Source organism: Ruegeria sp. AD9, from assembly GCF_056542305.1.
In genome coordinates, this window is record NZ_JBQFZP010000004.1 from 1 (window position 1) to 20,173 (window position 20,173).

19 protein-coding genes are annotated in these 20,173 nt (G+C 59.1%); 9 read left to right on the forward strand and 10 right to left on the reverse strand.

Features of this window, described 5'->3' with window-relative positions:
- Position 1 precedes the first annotated feature (1 nt).
- From pta to ACR0AM_RS07215, 4 genes are all read left to right on the forward strand, one after another.
- Positions 2-1,009 carry a phosphate acetyltransferase gene (gene pta, locus ACR0AM_RS07200; protein WP_480622512.1) on the forward strand — a complete coding sequence of 336 codons (1,008 nt, stop codon included), beginning with the start codon at positions 2-4 and terminating at the stop codon, positions 1,007-1,009.
- 90 nt (positions 1,010-1,099) lie between these two features.
- Positions 1,100-3,919 carry a molybdopterin oxidoreductase family protein gene (locus ACR0AM_RS07205; RefSeq protein ID WP_480622513.1) on the forward strand — a complete coding sequence of 940 codons (2,820 nt, stop codon included), beginning with the start codon at positions 1,100-1,102 and terminating at the stop codon, positions 3,917-3,919.
- A gap of 109 nt (positions 3,920-4,028) precedes the next feature.
- Positions 4,029-4,778 (forward strand): 4Fe-4S dicluster domain-containing protein, encoded by a 750-nt coding sequence (locus tag ACR0AM_RS07210; RefSeq protein WP_480622514.1) that lies wholly within the window; start codon positions 4,029-4,031, stop codon positions 4,776-4,778.
- Positions 4,778-5,650, forward strand: a complete 873-nt coding sequence (locus ACR0AM_RS07215; RefSeq protein WP_480622515.1) for a dimethyl sulfoxide reductase anchor subunit family protein — start codon at positions 4,778-4,780, stop codon at positions 5,648-5,650. Before ACR0AM_RS07210 ends, ACR0AM_RS07215 begins: the two co-directional genes overlap by 1 nt.
- Positions 5,651-5,783: 133 nt before the next feature.
- Here the strand turns inward: ACR0AM_RS07215 and dapA are convergent, their stop codons facing one another.
- The gene (dapA, locus tag ACR0AM_RS07220; protein WP_480622516.1) at positions 5,784-6,656 is read right to left on the reverse strand and encodes a 4-hydroxy-tetrahydrodipicolinate synthase; all 873 of its coding nucleotides are present in this window, start codon (positions 6,654-6,656) and stop codon (positions 5,784-5,786) included.
- A gap of 133 nt (positions 6,657-6,789) precedes the next feature.
- Here dapA and ACR0AM_RS07225 point away from each other — a divergent pair, with 133 nt between their 5' ends.
- Positions 6,790-8,763: a lytic transglycosylase domain-containing protein gene (locus ACR0AM_RS07225; protein WP_480622517.1), complete on the forward strand. Its 1,974-nt coding sequence runs from the start codon at positions 6,790-6,792 to the stop codon at positions 8,761-8,763.
- Here the strand turns inward: ACR0AM_RS07225 and ACR0AM_RS07230 are convergent.
- Positions 8,737-9,606, reverse strand: a complete 870-nt coding sequence (locus tag ACR0AM_RS07230; RefSeq protein ID WP_480622518.1) for a DMT family transporter — start codon at positions 9,604-9,606, stop codon at positions 8,737-8,739. The genes ACR0AM_RS07225 and ACR0AM_RS07230 overlap by 27 nt on opposite strands.
- Positions 9,603-10,268 (reverse strand): tRNA (5-methylaminomethyl-2-thiouridine)(34)-methyltransferase MnmC2, encoded by a 666-nt coding sequence (mnmC2, locus tag ACR0AM_RS07235; protein WP_480474112.1) that lies wholly within the window; start codon positions 10,266-10,268, stop codon positions 9,603-9,605. Before mnmC2 ends, ACR0AM_RS07230 begins: the two co-directional genes overlap by 4 nt.
- A 55-nt stretch (positions 10,269-10,323) precedes the next feature.
- Between mnmC2 and ACR0AM_RS07240 the strand changes: the two genes are divergently transcribed.
- Entirely contained in the window at positions 10,324-11,358 is a 1,035-nt protein-coding gene (locus tag ACR0AM_RS07240; protein WP_480622519.1) for an NAD(P)/FAD-dependent oxidoreductase, read from the forward strand.
- Here ACR0AM_RS07240 and ACR0AM_RS07245 read toward each other — a convergent pair.
- The 4 genes from ACR0AM_RS07245 to ACR0AM_RS07260 all read right to left on the reverse strand — a co-directional run bounded on the left by ACR0AM_RS07245 (position 11,350) and on the right by ACR0AM_RS07260 (position 14,311).
- Positions 11,350-12,141, reverse strand: a complete 792-nt coding sequence (locus ACR0AM_RS07245) for an HTD2 family dehydratase (protein ID WP_480622520.1) — start codon at positions 12,139-12,141, stop codon at positions 11,350-11,352. The two genes, ACR0AM_RS07240 and ACR0AM_RS07245, sit on opposite strands and share 9 nt — an antisense overlap.
- Before the next feature lie 15 nt (positions 12,142-12,156).
- Positions 12,157-12,699, reverse strand: a complete 543-nt coding sequence (locus ACR0AM_RS07250; protein ID WP_480622521.1) for an NADPH-dependent FMN reductase — start codon at positions 12,697-12,699, stop codon at positions 12,157-12,159.
- A 122-nt stretch (positions 12,700-12,821) separates the two neighbouring features.
- On the reverse strand, positions 12,822-13,493 hold the full coding sequence (locus ACR0AM_RS07255) for a YiaD family glycine zipper/OmpA-like lipoprotein (RefSeq protein WP_209505259.1): 672 nt from the start codon (positions 13,491-13,493) through the stop codon (positions 12,822-12,824).
- A gap of 125 nt (positions 13,494-13,618) precedes the next feature.
- Entirely contained in the window at positions 13,619-14,311 is a 693-nt protein-coding gene (locus tag ACR0AM_RS07260; protein ID WP_480555054.1) for a helix-turn-helix transcriptional regulator, read from the reverse strand.
- Positions 14,312-14,415: 104 nt separating this feature from the next.
- On the opposite strand from ACR0AM_RS07260, the gene ACR0AM_RS07265 reads away from it, so the two are divergent.
- Complete coding sequence (locus ACR0AM_RS07265) at positions 14,416-14,607, forward strand: hypothetical protein (protein WP_480484088.1); 192 nt, start codon at positions 14,416-14,418, stop codon at positions 14,605-14,607.
- 2 nt (positions 14,608-14,609) lie between these two features.
- Here ACR0AM_RS07265 and ACR0AM_RS07270 read toward each other — a convergent pair whose 3' ends face one another.
- Complete coding sequence (locus ACR0AM_RS07270) at positions 14,610-15,257, reverse strand: RluA family pseudouridine synthase (RefSeq protein ID WP_480606234.1); 648 nt, start codon at positions 15,255-15,257, stop codon at positions 14,610-14,612.
- 92 nt (positions 15,258-15,349) lie between these two features.
- Between ACR0AM_RS07270 and ACR0AM_RS07275 the strand changes: the two genes are divergently transcribed.
- Both ACR0AM_RS07275 and ACR0AM_RS07280 read left to right on the forward strand, forming a co-directional pair.
- Positions 15,350-15,760, forward strand: coding sequence for a nuclear transport factor 2 family protein (locus tag ACR0AM_RS07275; protein WP_480622522.1), 411 nt, complete (start codon positions 15,350-15,352; stop codon positions 15,758-15,760).
- Positions 15,761-15,764: 4 nt separating this feature from the next.
- Complete coding sequence (locus tag ACR0AM_RS07280; RefSeq protein ID WP_480622523.1) at positions 15,765-16,478, forward strand: SGNH/GDSL hydrolase family protein; 714 nt, start codon at positions 15,765-15,767, stop codon at positions 16,476-16,478.
- On the opposite strand, the gene rarD is transcribed toward ACR0AM_RS07280, so the two are convergent.
- Together rarD and ACR0AM_RS07290 are read right to left on the reverse strand one after the other, a co-directional pair.
- A complete protein-coding gene (gene rarD, locus ACR0AM_RS07285) occupies positions 16,469-17,374 on the reverse strand; it encodes an EamA family transporter RarD (protein ID WP_480606239.1) in 906 nt (301 codons plus the stop codon). The genes ACR0AM_RS07280 and rarD overlap by 10 nt on opposite strands.
- A gap of 259 nt (positions 17,375-17,633) precedes the next feature.
- Complete coding sequence (locus ACR0AM_RS07290) at positions 17,634-20,087, reverse strand: GcvT family protein (protein WP_480622524.1); 2,454 nt, start codon at positions 20,085-20,087, stop codon at positions 17,634-17,636.
- Positions 20,088-20,173 lie beyond the last annotated feature (86 nt).

Sequence of the window (20,173 nt, forward strand, 5' to 3'; positions counted from 1 at the left end):
CATGACCCTGACACCCGTCGAGCTGTTGCGGCAAAACGCTCCGGCCACCCGTCCCATAATCGCCCTCAGCGAAGGCAACGACCCCCGCATCTCCAAAGGGGCCCTCAACGCGCATCAGGCCAATCTGGCCGATATCATTCTGGTTGGCCCGCACGCCGAAGTCGAAGCGTCCCTGAAAGAACAGGGGGCTGCTGCCTCTCACGGCGTTGAGATCCATGACCCTGTGACTTCGGACCTGACCGAAGAATTTGCCCAGACCTTTTTCGAACTGCGCCAGCATAAAGGCGTCGACCGGGTCAAAGCCCGTGCTGCCGTTGAAACACCCCCCGTCTATGCCGCCATGCTGGTGCGCAGCGGACGCGCCACCGGCACCGTAGGAGGGGCCGTTCACACGACCGGCGAAATCGTCCGTGCAGCCATCCAAGTGATTGGCATGGCCCCCGATGCAGGAATGGTGTCGTCCTTTTTCCTGATGTACCCGCCGGAAAACGCTCAGCCCGGGGCGCGGGCGATGCTCTATTCCGATTGCGGGCTGGTCATCAATCCGACCGCGGGCGAGCTGAGCAAGATTGCCATGGCATCCGCCACATCGGCCCGGACGCTGCTGCAGGTCGATCCAAAGATCGCGATGCTCAGCTTTTCCACGAAGGGCAGCGCCAAGCATCCGGACGTGGAAAAGGTGATCGAGGCTACAGAAATGCTGCGCCAGGCCGCGCCAGACCTGAACGTCGACGGTGAACTGCAATTCGACGCCGCCTTTGTACCTTCGGTTGGTGAGCGTAAATCACCGGGTTCGTCTGTCGCCGGGCAGGCCAACGTGATGATCTTTCCCAATCTTGATGCTGGCAATATCGGCTACAAAATCACCCAAAGACTGGGGGGCTACACCGCCATCGGACCGGTCTTACAGGGGCTGGCCAAACCCGCCAACGACCTGTCCCGCGGATGCAGCGCCGAGGATGTGACCCAGATGATCGCCGTGACCGCATTACAGGCAAATAGACTGTAACACTTAATTTTCGCACCGCTCCCGGAACGATGTTCTAAAATACCGAGGAAACTGACAAAATCCTCCTGACATAACCAACTGGACCCGCAAATGACCCATCAGCAGCCGATCCTTGATACGTCACCGAAAGTCTCGGACGAAATCCGCAGGACCACCTGCTACATGTGCGCCTGCCGATGCGGCATCAACGTTCACATGAAAGACGGCAAGGTTGCTTATATCGAAGGCAATCGCGACCACCCGGTGAACAAGGGCGTCTTGTGTGCCAAGGGGTCCGCCGGGATCATGCAGGTCAACGCCCCTTCGCGCCTGCGCAAGCCACTGAAACGGGTCGGCCCGCGTGGCTCGGGTGAATTTGAGGAGATCAGCTGGGACGAAGCGCTGGAACTGGCTGTCAGCTGGCTGGAGCCAATCCGTAAAGACAACCCGGAGAAGCTGGCCTTTTTCACCGGCCGGGACCAAAGTCAGAGTTTTACCAGCTTCTGGGCGCAAAATTTCGGAACCTGCAACTATGCGGCGCATGGCGGCTTCTGTTCGGTCAACATGGCCGCGGGCGGCATCTATACGATGGGCGGCGCGTTCTGGGAATTCGGCCAGCCTGATTGGGACCATACCAAGCTGTTCATGTTGTTTGGCGTGGCCGAAGACCACGACTCCAACCCGATCAAAATGGGTATTGGCAAGATCAAAGCGCGCGGCGCACGTGTAATCGGCGTCAACCCCATCCGCAGCGGATACAATGCCGTCGCCGATGATTGGGTCGGCATCACACCGGGAACTGACGGGCTGTTCATCCTGTCATTGATCCATGTACTGATGAAAGCCGGAAAGATCGATCTCGACTATCTGAGCCGCTACACCAATGCCCCGGTTTTGGTGGACGCGTCCGAAGGCGCCGGAAACGGCCTGTTCCTGCGCGACGATGACGGAAAGCCCCTGGTCATCGACCGGAATACAGGCAAGCTGACGGCCTTCGACACGCCTGGCGTTCGCCCGGATTTGTCAGCGATCTACGAAAACGACGGTGTCGTTCATCGCCCTGTGTTTCACTTGATGGCGGAAAAATACCTGTCTGAGGAACACGCGCCCGAAGCTGTTGCCGAAAAATGCGGTATTCCCGCCAAGCGCATTCGCGCGATTGCTGCGGAACTGGCGCGCGTCGCCTTTGACGAGGCGTTCGAGCTGGATCACGAATGGACCGATTTCCGGGGCGAGAAACACACCAAGATGATTGGCCGCCCTGTTGCGATGCACTCGATGCGCGGCGTTTCGGCTCATGCCAATGGTTTCCAGACCTGCCGCGCGCTGCATGTGCTGCAGATCATCCTTGGCACGGTCGAGGTTCCCGGCGGCTTCCGCTTCAAGCCCCCCTACCCCAAACCGATCGAGGCGCACCCGACACCGCATTGCAAGGTGACGCCCAACTCGCCCCTGGATGGCCCGCATCTGGGTTTCGTCCGCGGCCCGGAACACCTTGCGCTGAAGAAAGATGGCAGCCCCGCACGGATCGACAAGGCTTTCACCTGGGAAAACCCGATGTCCAGCCACGGGCTGATGCATATGGTGATCTCGAACGCACATGCTGGCGACCCGTACAAGATCGATACGCTGTTCATGTACATGGCAAACATGTCGTGGAACTCGACCATGAACACCAAGGGTGTCATCGAGATGCTGACGGACAAGGTTGAAAACGGCGATTACGTGATCCCGCGCATCATCTATTCGGACGCCTATTCTTCCGAGATGGTGGCCTACGCGGACCTCATCCTTCCGGATACAACCTACCTCGAACGCCACGACTGTATCTCGCTGCTGGATCGCCCGATTTGCGAGGCGGATGCGGCCGCTGACGCAATCCGCTGGCCTGTGATCGAACCGGACCGTGACGTGCGCGGGTTTCAGTCAGTATTGATCGATCTCGCAAACCGTATGAAACTTCCGGGCTTCACCCATGAAGACGGCAGCGCAAAATGGGTCGATTACGCCGACTATATCGTCAATCACGAACGCAAGCCGGGTATTGGCCCACTGGCTGGATTCCGTGGCGAAAATGCCGACAAGGAAGGGCGCGGAGAAGTCAACCCGGATCAGTTGAACCGCTATATCGAGAACGGCGGCTTCTACGTGGCGCATATCCCGCAAGGCGCGGATTACTACAAACCATGGAATGCGGCCTATCAGGACTGGGCCGTGGGCATGGGGCTCTATGACAGCCCGCAGCCATACCTATTCCAACTCTACTCCGAGCCGATGCGCAAGTTTCAGCTGGCAGCCGAAGGCCACGGCGACCGACAGCCGCCGGATCATCTGCGCCAGCGGATCAAAGACACGATGGACCCGCTTCCGATCTGGTACGAAACCGACCAGCACGGCAACGACGGCTTCACTGTCAACGCGCTGACCCAGCGCCCGATGGCGATGTATCACAGCTGGGGCACGCAAAACGCCTGGCTGCGGCAGTTGCACGGGCGAAACCCGCTCTATGTTCCGACCAAGCTGATGCACAAGCACGGCCTGAGCGACGGAGATTGGGCCAAAATCACATCCCCTCATGGTGAGATTACCGTCCCTGTGATGGAAATGGCCGCCCTGAACGAAAACACCGTCTGGACATGGAACGCCATCGGCAAACGCAAAGGCGCCTGGGCTCTGCAGCATGACGCGCCCGAGGCCACTAAGGGCTTTTTGCTCAACCACCTGATCCACGAATTATTGCCGCCAAAAGGCGACGGGCTTCGCTGGGCCAACTCCGACCCCATTACTGGTCAGGCTGCATGGTTTGACCTGAAAGTCAAAATCGAAAAGGCCGACGCGCCCGCCGATGCTCAGAGCCAGCCTCATTTTGACCCGATCAAATCACCGGTAGGAACTGGACCTGCGAATTTGGCGTGGAAGGTGGGCGAATGACCCGGACCCGCACTTCATCTGGCCACAAATATCCCGGGGGTGAATTGAGCCGCAGGCTCAAGAGGGGGCTGGCCCCCTCACCCGTCCTCAACAGCACAGGTATCCTGACATGACCCAGCTACCGAACTCCACCGAGCGCAAGATGGGTCTGGTGATCGACCTGGACACCTGCGTTGGGTGCCATGCCTGCGTGATTTCCTGCAAGGGCTGGAACACGGAAAATTATGGCGCGCCGCTGTCCGATCAGGATGCCTATGGCGCCAACCCGTCAGGCACCTTCCTGAACCGCGTGCATTCCTACGAGGTGCAACCGGCGGAAGGACACGCGCAACTGATCCATTTCCCGAAATCCTGCCTGCACTGCGAAGACGCGCCCTGCGTCACCGTCTGCCCGACCGGGGCCAGCTACAAGCGGGTCGAAGATGGCATCGTGCTGGTTAATGAAAGCGACTGTATCGGGTGCGGCCTGTGTGCCTGGTCCTGCCCCTATGGCGCGCGTGAACTGGATAAGGCCGAGGGGGTGATGAAGAAATGCACCCTCTGCGTCGACCGGATCTACAACGAGAACCTGCCCGAGGTGGACCGGATTCCGTCCTGTGTCCGAACCTGTCCGGCGGGCGCACGGCACTTTGGCGATCTGGGCGATCCGGACAGCGACGTCAGCAAGCTTGTTGCGAAACGCGGCGGAATGGACCTGATGCCCGAAATGGGCACCAAACCCGTCAATAAATATCTGCCGCCGCGCCCGAAAGACACGGTGGAAGATCAGATCGACATCCTGGCCCCGCTGTTGGCACCTGTCGCTGAAGAGCCCAAGGGCTTCCTCGGCTGGCTCGACAAGACGTTGGAGAAACTCTGATGCATCCTGCACCCTCCGTCATCCTCTTCACCACCCTGTCCGGTCTGGGCTTCGGTTTGCTCATCTTCCTTGGTCTTGGCTTTCCGGCCGTCTCGGGTTGGGTGGCCTTTGTGTTCTTCGCCATTGCTTACGGTCTGGCCGTCGGAGGGCTGATGGCCTCGACCTTCCACCTCGGCCACCCGGAACGGGCCTTGAAGGCTTTTACCCAATGGAAAACCAGCTGGCTCAGCCGTGAGGGCTGGTGTGCCGTGCTCGCCCTGGTCGTCATGGGACTTTATGCGATTGGCGTAGTGTTTCTGGATCGGCATTGGAGCCTGCTGGGTTGGGTCGGAGCCTTGATGTCACTGGCGACCGTGTTCACGACATCGATGATCTACACGCAACTCAAGACCATCCCGCGCTGGAATATGAACCTGACCCCCGCCATGTTCCTGAGCTTCAGCCTGGCGGGTGGTGCGTTGCTGGCGGGCCAGACACGTGTTGCTATTCCGCTTCTGCTGATCGCCGCTTTGGTTCAATTCTTGTATTGGAAGAAAGGCGACAAAGCGCTGGAGGCATCCGGAACGGATCTGGGCACGGCGACAGGTTTGGGTAACCGGGGCACAGTCAGAGCGTTCGAGCCACCGCATACCGGTACCAACTATCTGCTGCGTGAGTTTGTTCATGTGGTCGGGCGCAAACATGCACAGAAATTGCGGGTGACCTCGTTTGTATTGGCCTTTGTCCTGCCGGTTCTGTTGCTGGTCCTGCCATTCAACCATTTCCTGGCCCTGCTGGCGGTGGCATCGCATCTGGCGGGTGTCGCGACCTCGCGCTGGTTGTTCTTTGCGCAGGCCGAACATGTCGTAGGGCTTTATTACGGCAAACGTTGAGGGGGCTCTGCCCCCGCCGCGGCACACCGCGACTCCCCCGGGATATTTTTGGCCAGATGAAGTCTGGATCCTGAAAAAGAAAAAGGCGGCGCTCGGTAGTCGAGGCCGCCTTTTCCGGTTTCTGAAGACCGGGTCAGATGAGGCCCGCGTGTGCCATTGCTGCTTTAATCGCGGCCTTTGTGCTGTCTCCCAGCTCGGTCAGAGGCGAGCGGACTTCAGTGCTGCAGAGACCCAGTTTGCTGAGCGCGTATTTGGCGCCGACCAACCCGGGTTCGATAAAGATCGCTTCGTGCAGCGGCATCAGCTTGTCCTGGTATTCCAGTGCCTTTGCATAATCGCCCGACAATGTGGCCTGCTGGAATTCGGCGCAGAGTCTGGGGGCCACGTTTGCGGTAACTGAAATGCATCCGACACCGCCATGGGCATTGAAACCCAGTGCCGTGGCGTCTTCACCGGACAGTTGGCAGAAGTCCTTGCCACAGATCGCACGCTGCTGGCTGACGCGCGCCAGATCGCCCGTCGCATCCTTGACCCCGACAATACGCGGCAACCGGGCCAATTCGCCCATGGTGGCGGGGGTCATGTCGATGACCGATCGCCCGGGAATGTTGTAGATGATGATCGGAATATCCGCAGCCTCGTGCAGGGCTTGGAAATGCGCGATCAAGCCGCGTTGAGTCGGCTTGTTGTAGTAAGGTGTGACAACCAGCGCCGCATCGGCCCCAACTTTTTCGGCGAACTGAACGAACCGGACGGCTTCGACCGTATTGTTCGACCCGGCACCGGCAATAACCGGCACACGGCCAGCAGCCGTTTTGACCACTTCTTCGATGACCGTTTCGTGTTCGTCGTGGCTGAGCGTCGGGCTTTCGCCGGTGGTTCCAACGGGCACCAGCCCGGTCGAGCCTTCGGAGATCTGCCATTCGACCAGATGTTTAAGCGTCTTCAGGTCCAACTCGCCGTTGTTGAACGGAGTGACGAGGGCTGGCATCGAGCCTTTGAACATGACACGCTCCTTAAGGTGCACATTGCGGTTTTTGCGCCTCGGCCTCTCACGTTTCCAGCTTTGTGAGTTGATCCCGCCGGCGCAGGGTTTATCCTCACAGGCTCTATCCTCGGTTGGTTGGGAAATGCAAGGGATGACACGCTTTCTGGCACTGTTGACTGGTGTGATTCTATACGCAGTGACGACACCGCAAGCCGTACGCGCGGACGCGGCCGGTGATTTGCGCGCTGGGCTCTATGAAATGCGCAAGGGCGACTGGAACGCGGCACTGCGCGTATCGGGCCAGCGCGGCTCGGTCTCGCGCGATGTCATCGTCTGGCACTGGTTACGTGAGGGGTTTGGCAGCTCGGGCGATGTGCTGGTGTTTCTCGAACGCCGCCCGGACTGGCCCGGACTGGATTGGCTGCGCCGCAAGAGTGAGCCGGTCTTTACCGGGGCCGATCCCGACAGGGTTCTGAAGTTTTACGCTGGCTTACCCCCTCAGACTGCTGAAGGCGCGCTGAACTATGCGGTGGCCTTTAAGGCCAAAGGGCGCATTGGCGAGGCGGAAGCCGACATCGTGACAGCCTGGCGTACCATGCCGATGGGGTCGGGGTTGCAAAAAGACTATCTGGAAAATTTTGCCAAACTGCTGAAGCCGCACCATGCCGCGCGGCTGGACCGGATGCTGTGGGATGGCCATTTGGTCAGCGCAGAACAGATGCTGCCCTTGGTCAGCACCGACGAGCGCAAGTTGGCCGAAGCGCGGATCGCATTGCAGAAACGCCAGCCAGGCGTTGACGGCAAGGTGGCGGCGGTGCCGAAGTCGCTGGCAGATACGCCGGGGCTGGCATTCGACCGTTTTGTCTGGCGGGACAAGAAAGAACTGGATGACAGCGCCGTCGACCTGATGCTGGCACGGTCAAGCGGACCGGAAGCCCTGGGCGAGCCTGACAAATGGGCCGAGGGTCGCCGCCGTCTGGCCCGGCTCGAGATGCGATCGGGGCGGGCGGCGCGTGCTTATGACGTAGCGGCCAAGCACCATATGACCCCCGAAATGGGATATTCCTATGCGGATCTGGAGTGGCTGGCCGGGTTTCTGGCCCTGCGCAAACTGAATGACCCCGCCACAGCCGTGCGACACTTCCAGAATTTTTCGGATGCCGTGCAATCGCCGATCTCGAAAGGGCGCGGCGGCTATTGGCTGGGGCGGGCTTACGCCGAGCTTGGGGAAGCAGACAAAGCCTATGAGGCCTATGCGATGGGCGCGGATCATCAGACCTCTTTTTATGGTCTGCTGGCGGCGGAACGGATCGGACGGCCATTTGACAAGGAACTGGCCAATCCGCGTCGCGCGCCGCACTGGCGTCAGGCTGAGTTCGCCGCTTCCAGCGTTCTGGAAGCCGGGCTGCTGTTGCTGAAGGCCGGGGAAGACAACTTGTCCGAGAGGTTCCTGACCCATCTTGTCGAAGGTCTTGACCCTGTGCAGGCCAACCAGTTGGGCGACCTTGCAATTGAACTTAAGCAGCCGCATCTGGCCGTGATGATCGCCAAGCGGGCTGCGACCACGGGCACCATTTTGCCTGCGGCCTACTACCCGGTTCATCCGGTGGCCGACATGCGTCTGCCAATGGCCAAGGAAATGACGCTGGCCATCGCACGGCGCGAAAGCGAATTTGATCCGGTTGTCGTCAGCGGCGCGGGTGCGCGCGGCCTGATGCAGGTGATGCCCGCAACGGCCAAGCTGGTGGCCGGAGAGCTGGGGATACTCAGCGGCCATCAGATCGGTCGGTTGACGTCGGACTGGCAATACAACGCCAAGCTTGGCGCCAACTATCTTTCGGGCCTTGCGACCGAGTTCAACGGGAATGTCGTCATGATGGCGGCCGGTTACAATGCTGGTCCTAAGCGTCCAATCTCGTGGATGGAACGCTATGGTGATCCACGCACCGGCGAGGTGGATATCGTAGACTGGATCGAGACCATTCCGTTCGATGAGACGCGCAATTATGTGATGCGCGTGACCGAAAGCTTGCCGGTCTACCGCGCCCGACTGGGGCAGCCCGCCCTGCCGGTTCCGTTTTCGCAGGAACTGATCGGATCATCGCTGGCGGCGTTCGCGCCATAAAGTAAAAAGCCCTGCAGCTACAACAATCGCTGCGCCTGCGACAACTTCGGGGCGCAGTGTTTCACCAAAGATCGAAATCCCCAGAATCGCGCTCCAGACCAGGTGGAAATAGGCGAAGGGTTGGACAGCACTGGCTTCGGCCATCTCATAACATTTGATCAGCAGCCAGTGCCCCGTTGCCCCGCTGACGCACAGCAACGCCATCCACAGCCAGTCGCTGCGGGCCATTGGCTCCCAGAACCACATTCCAAAAAGGGTCATGGCGATGGCACCAACAACGCCGGTCCAGAAAAAGCTGGTGGCCGTGCTGTCCTGACGTGCGACATAGCGCGTCAGCAGGCCGTAAATCGCAAACAGAAACGCCGAGATCAGCGGTATGACGGCCCAAGGATCAAAAACACCAACGCCCGGCTGCAGAATGATCAGAACACCAATGCAACCGACACCGATCGCAACCCAGCGCCGCCATCCGACCTTTTCACCCAGAACCGGCCCGCTCAGCGCGGCGACAAGCAGGGGATAGCTTATGAAAACGGCCATACTGTCGATCAGACCGAGCACTGTGAAACCGAACACGGCGACGCAGATCTCGGTGGCCAGCAGCAGGCCCCGCAGGATCTGAAGCCCCATCTGGTTCGTCTGCATGGCCGCCCTTAACCCGCCGGAAGATCGCGCCGCCAGTGCAATGACAAAGGCCGCAAAGAACCAATAGCGGATCATCACCACCATGTAGGTGTTATAGGTTCCGGCCAAATGGCGTGAGATACCGTCCTGCAAGGCAAAGACAATCGTCGCGCCCACCATCAGGGCGATACCCGCACCTGCATTGTTTTTTTGCGTCATGCCTTGAGCGCCCGCGTCATGTGCCTCTTTCGGCCATAACCGGATGTACGGGTGACGGTGAAACCGGCATCCTGAAGCCCGCGTCGAACAAACCCGGCGGCCGTATATGTGGCTGCGGTACCATCGGTGGCTGTATGCGCCGCCACTTGCTGCATCAGATCTGCCCCCCACAATTCTGGGTTCTTGGCAGGAGAGAACCCGTCGAGGAACCAGGCGTTGGCCAGGCCAGTCCATTGCGGCAGGCTGTTGCGCGCATCGCCGATGATCACTTCGCATTGAAGGGTTTCAAGACTGCACGCGCGACCTGTCCAATGGGCCAGAAACCGGCTGCTCCACGGATGCAACTCGGGGAAGGCCTCAAGCGCGTGACGCATATCATCCGTGGCCATGGGAAAGGCTTCGAAACTGGTGAACCGAAGCGGCCCTGTTTGGCCGGATTTCTCCCATTCAGACCAGACCGTCAGCAGGTTCAGACCGGTGCCAAAGCCCAGCTCGGCAATATGAAACCCCGGCGCAAAACGTTCTGGCAGATCATTACCTGCTAGAAACACATGGCGCGTCTCTTCCAGCCCGTTCTGCAACGAGTAATAGGGATCGTCGAAACGGTCCGAGACCGGTATCTGATCCTCGGTCCACGTCAATTCGGCATGCTGGTCTGCCATCGGGGAATCCTGTAGCTAAGCGGCGCGACACTGAACAAGGAAAAGGGAATTGGCAATGATCGATGTGACGGTTCGCGGGGCAGGAATTTTCGGCCTGTCCATCGCCTGGACCTGCGCCCGTCGGGGCGCGAAGGTGCAGGTCGTCGATCCTTTTGGGCCGGGCTCCGGGTCCAGCGGCGGTCTGGTGGGGGCCTTGGCCCCGCACGTGCCTGAAAACTGGAATGCTAAGAAAGCTTTCCAATTCGACAGCCTGATCATGGCCGAACCCTTTTGGCATCAGGTCGAGGGTACCGGCGGCGTTTCTCCCGGCTACGGGCGGCTGGGCCGTCTTCAACCCATTCCTGACGCCCGCAGTCTGGATCTGGCCCGGCAACGCGAAGGTTCAGCCGATCAGCTTTGGAACGGGCAGGCAGAATGGCGGGTGATCAGCACATCGCAGGCCGGATCGTGGTGCCCGCCCAGCCCCACCGGCTTTGTCATCCGCGATACACTGACGGCGCGCATGCATCCCCGGCGGGCCTGCGCCGCTCTGGTTGCAGCCCTTGAGGTCATGGGTGTCCACGTTGTCAGTAGCGCTGATGATAAAGGGCAGGTTGTCCACGCCACGGGCCTAGCCGGATTACTGGAACTGAACGACGCCTACGGAAAGACCGTCGGAAACGGTGTCAAAGGTCAGGCCGCCCTGTTGCGCTTTGATGCGGGAGAGGTGCCACAGCTTTTCGCGGATGCGGTCCATATCGTGCCACATGCGGACGGAACGCTTGCAATCGGATCAACGTCTGAACGGGACTATGACGACCCAACCAGCACAGACAGTGCATTGGACGATGTCATAGACCGGGCCACGAGCGCACTGCCGCTTTTACACGGGGCCGAGGTGATCGAACGTTGGGCCGGGGTGCGTCCCCGCAGCAAAAGCCGCGCCCCGATGTTGGGCCTGCATCCGTTGCACCGGGGTCAGTTCATCGCCAATGGCGGCTTCAAGATCGGATTTGGCATGGCTCCGAAAGTGGCCGAGGTCATGGCTGATCTGATGCTGGAGGATCGGGATTCGATCCCCGATGACTTCCACCCCGAAGCCTCACTGTGATAGGGCCACAGCCTTCATGCATTCCCGCCCGTCCGGGCCGCGCACCCACATGTCCTGACCGTTCCGGCACAGCTGGGCAGTCTCGAAATGCATCAACGGTGAGGTCGCACGGAAAGAAAACGATTTGAGTGGTCCGCCAAGATCAACTGCAAACAGCATCAGAAGCTGCGCCAAAAGTGGCCCGTGCACAACCAGCCCTGCATATCCTTCCACATCGCGCGCATAGTCCAGATCGTAGTGAATGCGATGGCCGTTGAAGGTCAGCGCTGAGTAGCGAAACAGCAGGGTGGTATCGAACGCAACCGCGCGGATATCCGTTTCATCCGTGCGTGAACGAGGCGGTGTCGGAGTTATTGCGTCCGGCGTGGGGTCTTCACGATAAACAAGGTCCTGCCATTCTGTCAGACAAAGTTGGCCACCTTGCCGTATCTCATGCCGCAACGTGACAAAACCCAACGGTCCGGAGCGCCCTGTTTTTGTGCTTTGGTTTTCAAGAACCGATGTCCTGTCGGCAGTGACTCCTGCGATCAGCGGCGCATGAAATTCCAATTGCCCACCGGCCCACATTCTGCGGGGCAACCCCATATCCGGGATCAGGCCACCCACCCTGGGATGCCCATCCCGGCCCAGCGCAGCAGGCGGTTGCGGCGCCCAAAAATAGAGCTGATGGAAGAATGGCGGCAGAGCTGAACCTTTGGCAATTGTTGGCTCAGAGCCCAACGCAACCTGAAACGACGCAGCGCGGGCCGGGTCAAGGATATCGCTTTGACGATGTTCCAACATTTGGGCAGTCCAAGCTTAGAAACCGGCCTCGGCCCTGAGTTTCTGCATCAGCATGTGCAGCGAGTTTTCGTATCGCCCGGACAACAACCTTCCCTGTTCGTCGAACTCATTAGAACTGTCAGCGAGGTGGATTTCCGGACCCTGCAAAATGCGGGGCTGAAAGGGCACCATGCAGGCGCGCAGGATCATCTGCGCCCTTTCCCCACCAGCGCGGCCACCCGCCGCCGACATCACGGCAACCGGCTTGCCCGCCCATGGATTGCCTTTCGTCCGGCTGACCCAGTCCAGTGCGTTTTTCAGAACTCCCGAAGGCCCTTTGTTGTACTCGGGCGTCGAGATGATCACCGCATCCGCCTGCCCGATCTGGTCGGCCAGCATCTGAACAGATGCCGGTATCCCTTCGGCATCCTCCAGATCGCCATCATAAAGCGGCAAGTTCAGGTCTGCTTCGGCATAGCTGACAGGGTCGAACAACCGGGCCGCTTCGCGCAGCAGCTTGCGGTTCGTCGCGTCCTTGCGCAGGGAGCCGGACAGGCCAAGCAGGGTCGGTTGAGACATCAGGGACAACTCCGTTTCAGTGTTTCCCATTAGTTAGACCGAGATTGACCCCGACCAAACCCCCATTGACGCACAGTCATTGCGCAACAGGGGATGTGCCAGACCGGTCCTGCGTTTCAGGATCACGCGTTTCCGCTGGGGACCACAACAATCTCAACCCGCCGGTTTTGCGCTTTTCCTTGCGGCGTTAGGTTGGACGCGACCGGGTTGTTTTCACCCTGACCGTAGGTTCTGATACGGCTGTAGCTGACACCATTGGCTTGCAGGATATCCGCGACCGCGTTTGCGCGACGCTCGGACAATCCCTGATTATAAGACGCGTCGCCGTCGCTGTCGGTATGACCAATGATCTGCACGTTCGAGTTGGGATAGTTGACAAGGTTCTGGCCCACTTTCACCAGATCCGCCCGCAGCGCCGGGCGCACGGTCGAGCTGTCCGTGTCAAACGTAATGTCATTCGGGACGGTCACGATCAGCCGGTCACCCGCATTGACGATGGTAATCCCGTCATTTGCCAGTTGCTGACGCAATTCCGCAGCCTGCTTGTCCAACTGGTTGCCGATCAGACCGCCACCCGTGGCACCAATGGCGGCACCGGCCAGCGCCCCAAGACCCGGGTTCGAATTATTGGCAATCGCGCCGACACCCGCACCGATAAGGCCGCCCAGAACCGCACCCTGCTTCGTATTTTTGTTGGGGTCGTTCTGAACGGTCAGGGTGCCCGGATCGGTACAGGCCGTCACCGCCATGATTGAACACAGGCCTGTCGCCAGAAAAAACTTTGAAATCGTCATGATATCACCTTCTGCTCCGGTACCCGTTCTTCGGGCTTGATCCATTTCACCCAGTATATCACTGCGCTTGCTCACAGGCTCAAGCAACAATGCGGTGAAATAGGCGAATACCCGCCAAAGGCCATTCATACCGGTTCCGCAAAGGTGCCCGCGTGCTGTTGTTCCTGCCAGAGATCACGCAAAGATTTACCCTGTCCCAGAAATCCTTCGTCAGTGTATTCACTGGACCAGATGCGATCGGTTCTGAAATGGCGAAAGCCGTTTCGCATTTCGCACCACCCTGCCAGCAACGTGCATTCGATATGATAGATCAGCGCCAGCGGGCGCACCACGCGGATGGTTTGTTCGCCTTCACCATCTACGTAAGTGATGCGGATTTTCCGTTCTGCCCGAATAGCTTCGCGATAATGCGAAACAGAAACACATCCCTTCTCGGGATCATCCGCCGGAGCCCCCCAGGGTGAAACCTGCAACCAATCGGTCGGGCTATGCAGTGCATCGATCTTCCGACAGATTCGACTTGCAGCGCGCTGCAAGTGGCTGTCGCCGGTGCGCGCCAGAAGAGACAGGCCAACCCACAGAGCCTCAACCTCTTCGGCGTCGAAATTCAGCGGCGGCAAATCGTAACCACGCCGCATCATGTAGCCGACACCGGCCTCACCTTCGATGGGTGTTCGCTGGGCCTGCAATTCGGCAATGTCACGATAGACGGTGCGCATGGACACCTCCAGCCGGGCAGCCAGCGCTTCTGCCGTGACCGGCGCACCTGCGGCCCGCAGAATCTGGATGATTTCAAATAAACGGGTCGAACGGCGCATCGCATTCTCCTGACACTCTGCTGACACCCTAGCACACCCCACTGACAACATGCTGTCAGCAGTGACGCGCGACAATGGGTGGATATCACACAAGGAGCCAAGAAATGCCGCACCTCGACAACCACGTCATGATGACACTGAAGCTTGGTCAATGGTCACAGGACCACACACTGCGTGCTTTCGAGATTGAACGTGAGCTCGCGCAGGAGCGCCATTGCCGCCAGCCGGTTTCGACGAAACGAACAAGACGCATTTCGCTGGGCAACCTGAAGATGCTGTGGGCCGGAATTGTCTAAAATCAGAAATCGGGCTGGGCGCGAAACTTCATCGAATGCCCGCCCTCGGGATGCTTCAGGCGCAGTTCTTCGGAATGCAGCATCAATCTGGGAAATTCCCTTGCCGCACCTGTTGTATAGAACGGATCGCCAAGGATCGGGTGACCCAATGCCTGCATATGAACGCGCAACTGATGAGACCGCCCGGTTTTGGGAAACAAACGCACGCGAGAGGTCTCGCCCTCATGTTTTACGACGCGCCAATCGGTAACCGCAGGTTTGCCCGTATCATGACACACCATTTGTCTGGGCCGATTGGGCCAGTCCACGATCAACGGCAGGTCAACGGTGCCGGTCTTTGGCTCCATCCGCCCCCAGACACGGGCAATATAGGTTTTCCGGGTCTGCCGCTTCTCGAACTGCATACTCAGATGCCGTTGCGCATGGGGTGTTTGGGCAAAAACCATGACACCTGATGTGTCCCGGTCCAGTCGATGCACAAGCAGCGCCTGAGGGAATGCCGCCTGCACGCGTGTCAGAAGACAATCAGCCAGATGCTCGCCCCGCCCCGGCACGGAAAGCAGACCTGACGGTTTGTTCACCACAATCAGCTGCGCATCTTCGTGCAGCACGTCCAGCGCGGTTTGCGGGGGGGCATAGGTTTCGGTCATGCGGGCCTGCTTATCTCAGCGCGCACCTTCCCGCAACGTCGTCCTTGCGCGCCCGGTCATGATCAGTGAACTTCTGCGCAGGAGGACAGGACATGCACCCCACAATTGAACGACTGCAAGAGGTTGTCGCCAAGGGCGATGAGGCGCAGATCCACGATCTGCTGGCCGAAGATGTGCAGTTCCTGCCACCAACCTATTACAGCACCTGGACCGGGCGCGCACCTGTCGCTGCCGTTCTTGGTCATGTCGGGCAGGTCTTTTCCGACTTCCGGTATCGCAGGATCATGGGCGCTGGCAACGATTGGGCACTGGAGTTTCAATGCAAGATTGGAGATCTGGACGGCATTGGCGTTGACCTCATTACGCTGAACGAGGATGGTTTGATCCAAATCTTCGAAGTGGCCATGCGCCCCTACAAAACAGTCGGCGCTTTGCGCGAGGCGATGATGGCGCGCGTGATGACTGACGCTCGTTTTCTGGAATTCAAAAACGCCCTGACGTGACTTGATGATGCGCACTCTGATAGCACCCGACCAGGTTTTACGTGTGCCCTTGTTGCCCATTCTGGCCGCGCAAGCCCTTTTGGTGCGCCGCAATGCCCGGCTTTTGCCGGAGCCGATTGGCCCGCGAGCGGGCCGAACAGGGCGTGGCCCCCGCCTGCGTCTGCTGATCACCGGCGACAGCTCGGCGGCCGGAGTGGGCGCGGGAACTCAGGCGCAGGCCTTGTCGGGGCAGCTTGTGGACCGGTTGGCCAGACACCACACGGTTGAATGGCAACTTGAGGCCACCACAGGGCACACGACGCTGGATACGATTGACCGCCTGAGGCGCATAAAGGGCGAATTCGATGCGGTGGTCACTGCTTTGGGGGTGAACGATGTCACCCGCGCCGTCTCTTGCCGCACATTTGCGGATCGTCAGGCGCAGCTTATCAACATCCTGACAAAAGACCTGGGGGCGCGTCGCATTATCATCACCGGCGTTCCGCAAATGAACAGGTTTCCGGCCCTGCCACACCCATTGGCCTGGGTGCTTGGCCGTCAGGCTGCGCGGCTGGATAATGCGTTGCAACAGGTTGTTTCCGTCCATTCACACGTGCAACAACTAAGGCTTGATCTGCCCGACGACCCGGCCCTGGCGGCACCGGACGGGTATCACCCAAGCCCCCGGGCCTATGCGCTGTGGGCAGACGCTGCAGCACGCCTGTTGCTTCAGGCCTGAGCCCGCGCCTGCCGGATCATCGGGATCGAGTAAATGACCAAAGCCACCCAGATCAGTGGGAATGCGATCATGCGTCCGGTGTCGATTTTCTCACCAAACAGAGTGATGGCTGTAATGAAAATCATAGTCGGCGCAATGTACTGCAGGATGCCCATGGTCGACAGGCGCACCAGCTTGGCCCCGTTCGCATAGACCAGCAATGGAACCGCCGTGACGATACCGGCGCAGGACAACAGTAGGGTATCAGACATCGCGACCCCAAAATGGCCTGTGCCTTGCACGCCCAGCCAGGTGACATAAGCCAAGGCCGGGATCAAAAGGATCAGGACCTCAAGCAGAAAGCCCTGGTTGGGACCAATTGGAAGGGATCTCTTGAAGAACGCATAGAAACCCCAGCTGACCATCAAACTCAGCGCCGCCCAGGGAAGCCGCCCTGCCTCAAGCACAAGCACAAGAACGCCCAGCGCGGCAAGCCCCACCGCAAACAATTGGGTCCGAGTCAAGGGCTCACGCAGCAGAATTGCGCCCAACGCAATACTGAAAAGCGGGTTGATGTAATACCCAAGCGCCGCTTCCAGCGCGTGCCCCGTCGAGATCGCCCAAACATAAATCGCCCAGTTCACGGAAATCAGCGCCGCCGTCAAAGCCGCCATGGCCAGCATCCGGGGATTGCCCAGTGCAGCTTTCAAGTCCCGGGTACGCCCCAGCGCGACCAGAAGCAAACCTGCAACCGGAACAGACCAGATAACCCGATGCGCCACCACCTCAACCGGTCCAATGTGATCCATCGCCTTCATATAAAGCGGCAGAAATCCCCACAGGACATACGCCGTGACAGCTAAAGCCAGACCTTTGGGCGTGTCCGCATTCTGTGGTGGTAAAGGCGTGTCTGTCACGAATGTTCTCCGGTTGATACCGGTTTCGTTTACGGCAGAACTGAACGGATTGAAAACTCTGAAAACAGTGAAGTGTCACATAACGATTTGTGATAAGTTAGCTGACCGCAGCTGTTGCCGCCAAAATGCGAGGCTCTGCCTCGCGCTCCAGGATATTTAGAGCCAGGTGAAGCAAGGGATCCGCACTTCATCTGGCCCAAAATATCCCGGGGGAGTCGCCCGGCACGGGCGGCGGGGGCAGCGCCCCCTCCCCTGTTTGTCAGACCTTAACCCGTTCGGATTTCGGGTCATACATCGGTTTAAGCGATGCTTCGGCTTTGACCTTCACGCCGCAAACATCGATCTCATAGGTTGAACCCAGAACGTCTGCGGCCTTTTCACCTTCGCACGGTACATAGCCCATTCCGATGGCACCGCCGAGGCTGTGACCGTAGTTGCCGGAACTCAGGTAGCCGACATATTCGCCATCACGCACGATCGGCTCGTTGTGGAACAACAGCGGTTCAGGGTCGGTCAGACGGAACTGTACCAGACGGCTTTTGGGGCCGCTTTCTTTTCGTGCAATCACCGCTTCACGCCCGATAAAATCACAACCTTTGTCCACCTTGACGGCAAAGCCAAGACCAGCATCAACCACGTGATCCTCACAGGTGATATCATGGCCGAAATGGCGGAAACCCTTTTCGATCCGGCAGCTGTCCATCATGTGCATACCACACAGCTTCAGCCCCATGTCCTGACCGGCCTCATGCAGCGTCTCGAAGACGTGGCCCGCCATGTCCGAAGAAACATAGATTTCCCACCCAAGCTCACCCACATAGGTCACGCGATGAGCGCGGGCCAGGCCCATGCCGATCTCGATTTCCTGCGCGGTGCCAAAGGGGTTGTTCGCGTTTGTGAAATCATTGGGCGAAACCTTCTCCAGCAGAGCCCGAGCGTTTGGCCCCATGACAGCGAGAACGCCTTCACCCGCTGTGACATCTGTAATGACCACGTTGAAATCCCCGACATGGCGCATCATCCATGTCTGATCCGCCAAGCGTGTGGCTGCGGGGGTCACGACCAGATAGGTAGTTTCGGTCAGGCGGGTCACGGTGACGTCCGCTTCGATCCCGCCCGTGCGGTTCAAAAACTGCGTATAGACGATCTTGCCGACAGGGACCGAGTAGTCTCCCCCGCCGATGTAGTTCATGAACTTTTCAGCATCAGTGCCTTCCACGCGAATCTTGCCGAAGGAAGACATGTCATACATGCCCACATTCTCGCGCACGGCTCTGTGCTCGGCAGCGGAATTCTCGAACCAGTTCTGGCGCTTCCAGCTGTACTGGTATTCGCGCTCCTGCCCTTCATTCGCGTACCAATTGGCACGTTCCCAACCTGCGAGTTCGCCAAAAACGGCGCCTTGTTCTTTCAGGTGATGGTGGAACGGGGTTCGGCGCACACCGCGCGCGGTGACTTTCTGACGATAGGGATAGTGATCGGCGTAGAGCAGTCCCAACGTTTCTTTTGAGCGTTCAAAAAGGTACTTCTTATTGCCCTGAAACGGCTGCATCCGACCGATATCCACGTCGCCCAGATCAAAGGGCTTTTCACCGGTATCCATCCACTCGGCCAGCGACATGCCCGCGCCACCGGCGGACTGGATACCGATCGAGTTGAACCCGGCCGCGACCCAAAAATTGTCCATCTCGGGCGCCAGACCCAGGTGATAGGCGTCGTCGGGAGTAAAGGATTCGGGGCCGTTGAAGAAGGTGTGAATACCCGCCTCGGACAGCATTGGCATCCGGTTGCACGCCGCTTCGAGGATCGGTTCGAAGTGGTCGAAATCCTCGGGCAGTTGGTCGAACTCGAAGCTGTCAGGAATACCGTTCATGGCCCAGGGTTTGGCATTGGGCTCGAATGCGCCCAACATCATTTTGCCCGCGTCTTCCTTGTAGTAGGCGCATTCATCCGGCACCCGCAGAACCGGCATTTGGCTCAACCCTTCAATGGGTTCAGAGACGATGTAGAAATGTTCGCAGGCGTGCAGCGGCACATTCACGCCGGCCATCTTGCCTACCTCGCGCCCCCACATTCCCGCGCAATTGACAACCATATCACAGGCGATATGCCCTTGGGTTTGCCCGTCATCACTGACCCAGTCGACACCGGTTGCACGCCGTCCGTGCCGGGAAATCCCGGTCACCTTCACCCGTTCCTTGATCACCCCACCGCGTTGACGCGCACCCTTGGCCAACGCCAAGGCAATATTAGCAGGATCCGCCTGGCCATCGGTTGGCAACCAAACGCCACCTGCCACGCCGTCGAGGTTGATGTGCTCATATCGCTCTTTGACTTCGGTCGGTGACAGCTCTTCGACCGGCACGCCAAAGGCACGGGCCATTGCCGCATTTCGGTGAAGCTCTTCCAACCGCTCACTGGTCAGGGCGACCGAAACGGACCCGACCTGACGCAGGCCGGTGGCGACACCGGTCTCTTCCTCAAGGCCCAGATAAAGCTCGGCGGAATAGCGCGCCAGTTTGGTCATGTTGGAAGACGCGCGCAGTTGCCCGATCAGGCCCGCCGCGTGCCAGGTGGTGCCGCTGGTCAGTTGCTTGCGCTCTAGAAGAACAACATCAGTCCAGCCCTTCTTGGTCAGATGATACGCGACCGAACATCCGATGACGCCGCCACCGATGATGACCACTCGGGCCTTGCTGGGAAGATCAACCATCCTGAAATCTCCGCTGTGTCAGGTTTGGCGTAAGCTGCCACGGAAGATCGACAACAAATGCACCAAAAACGTCACAAGATCAGCAG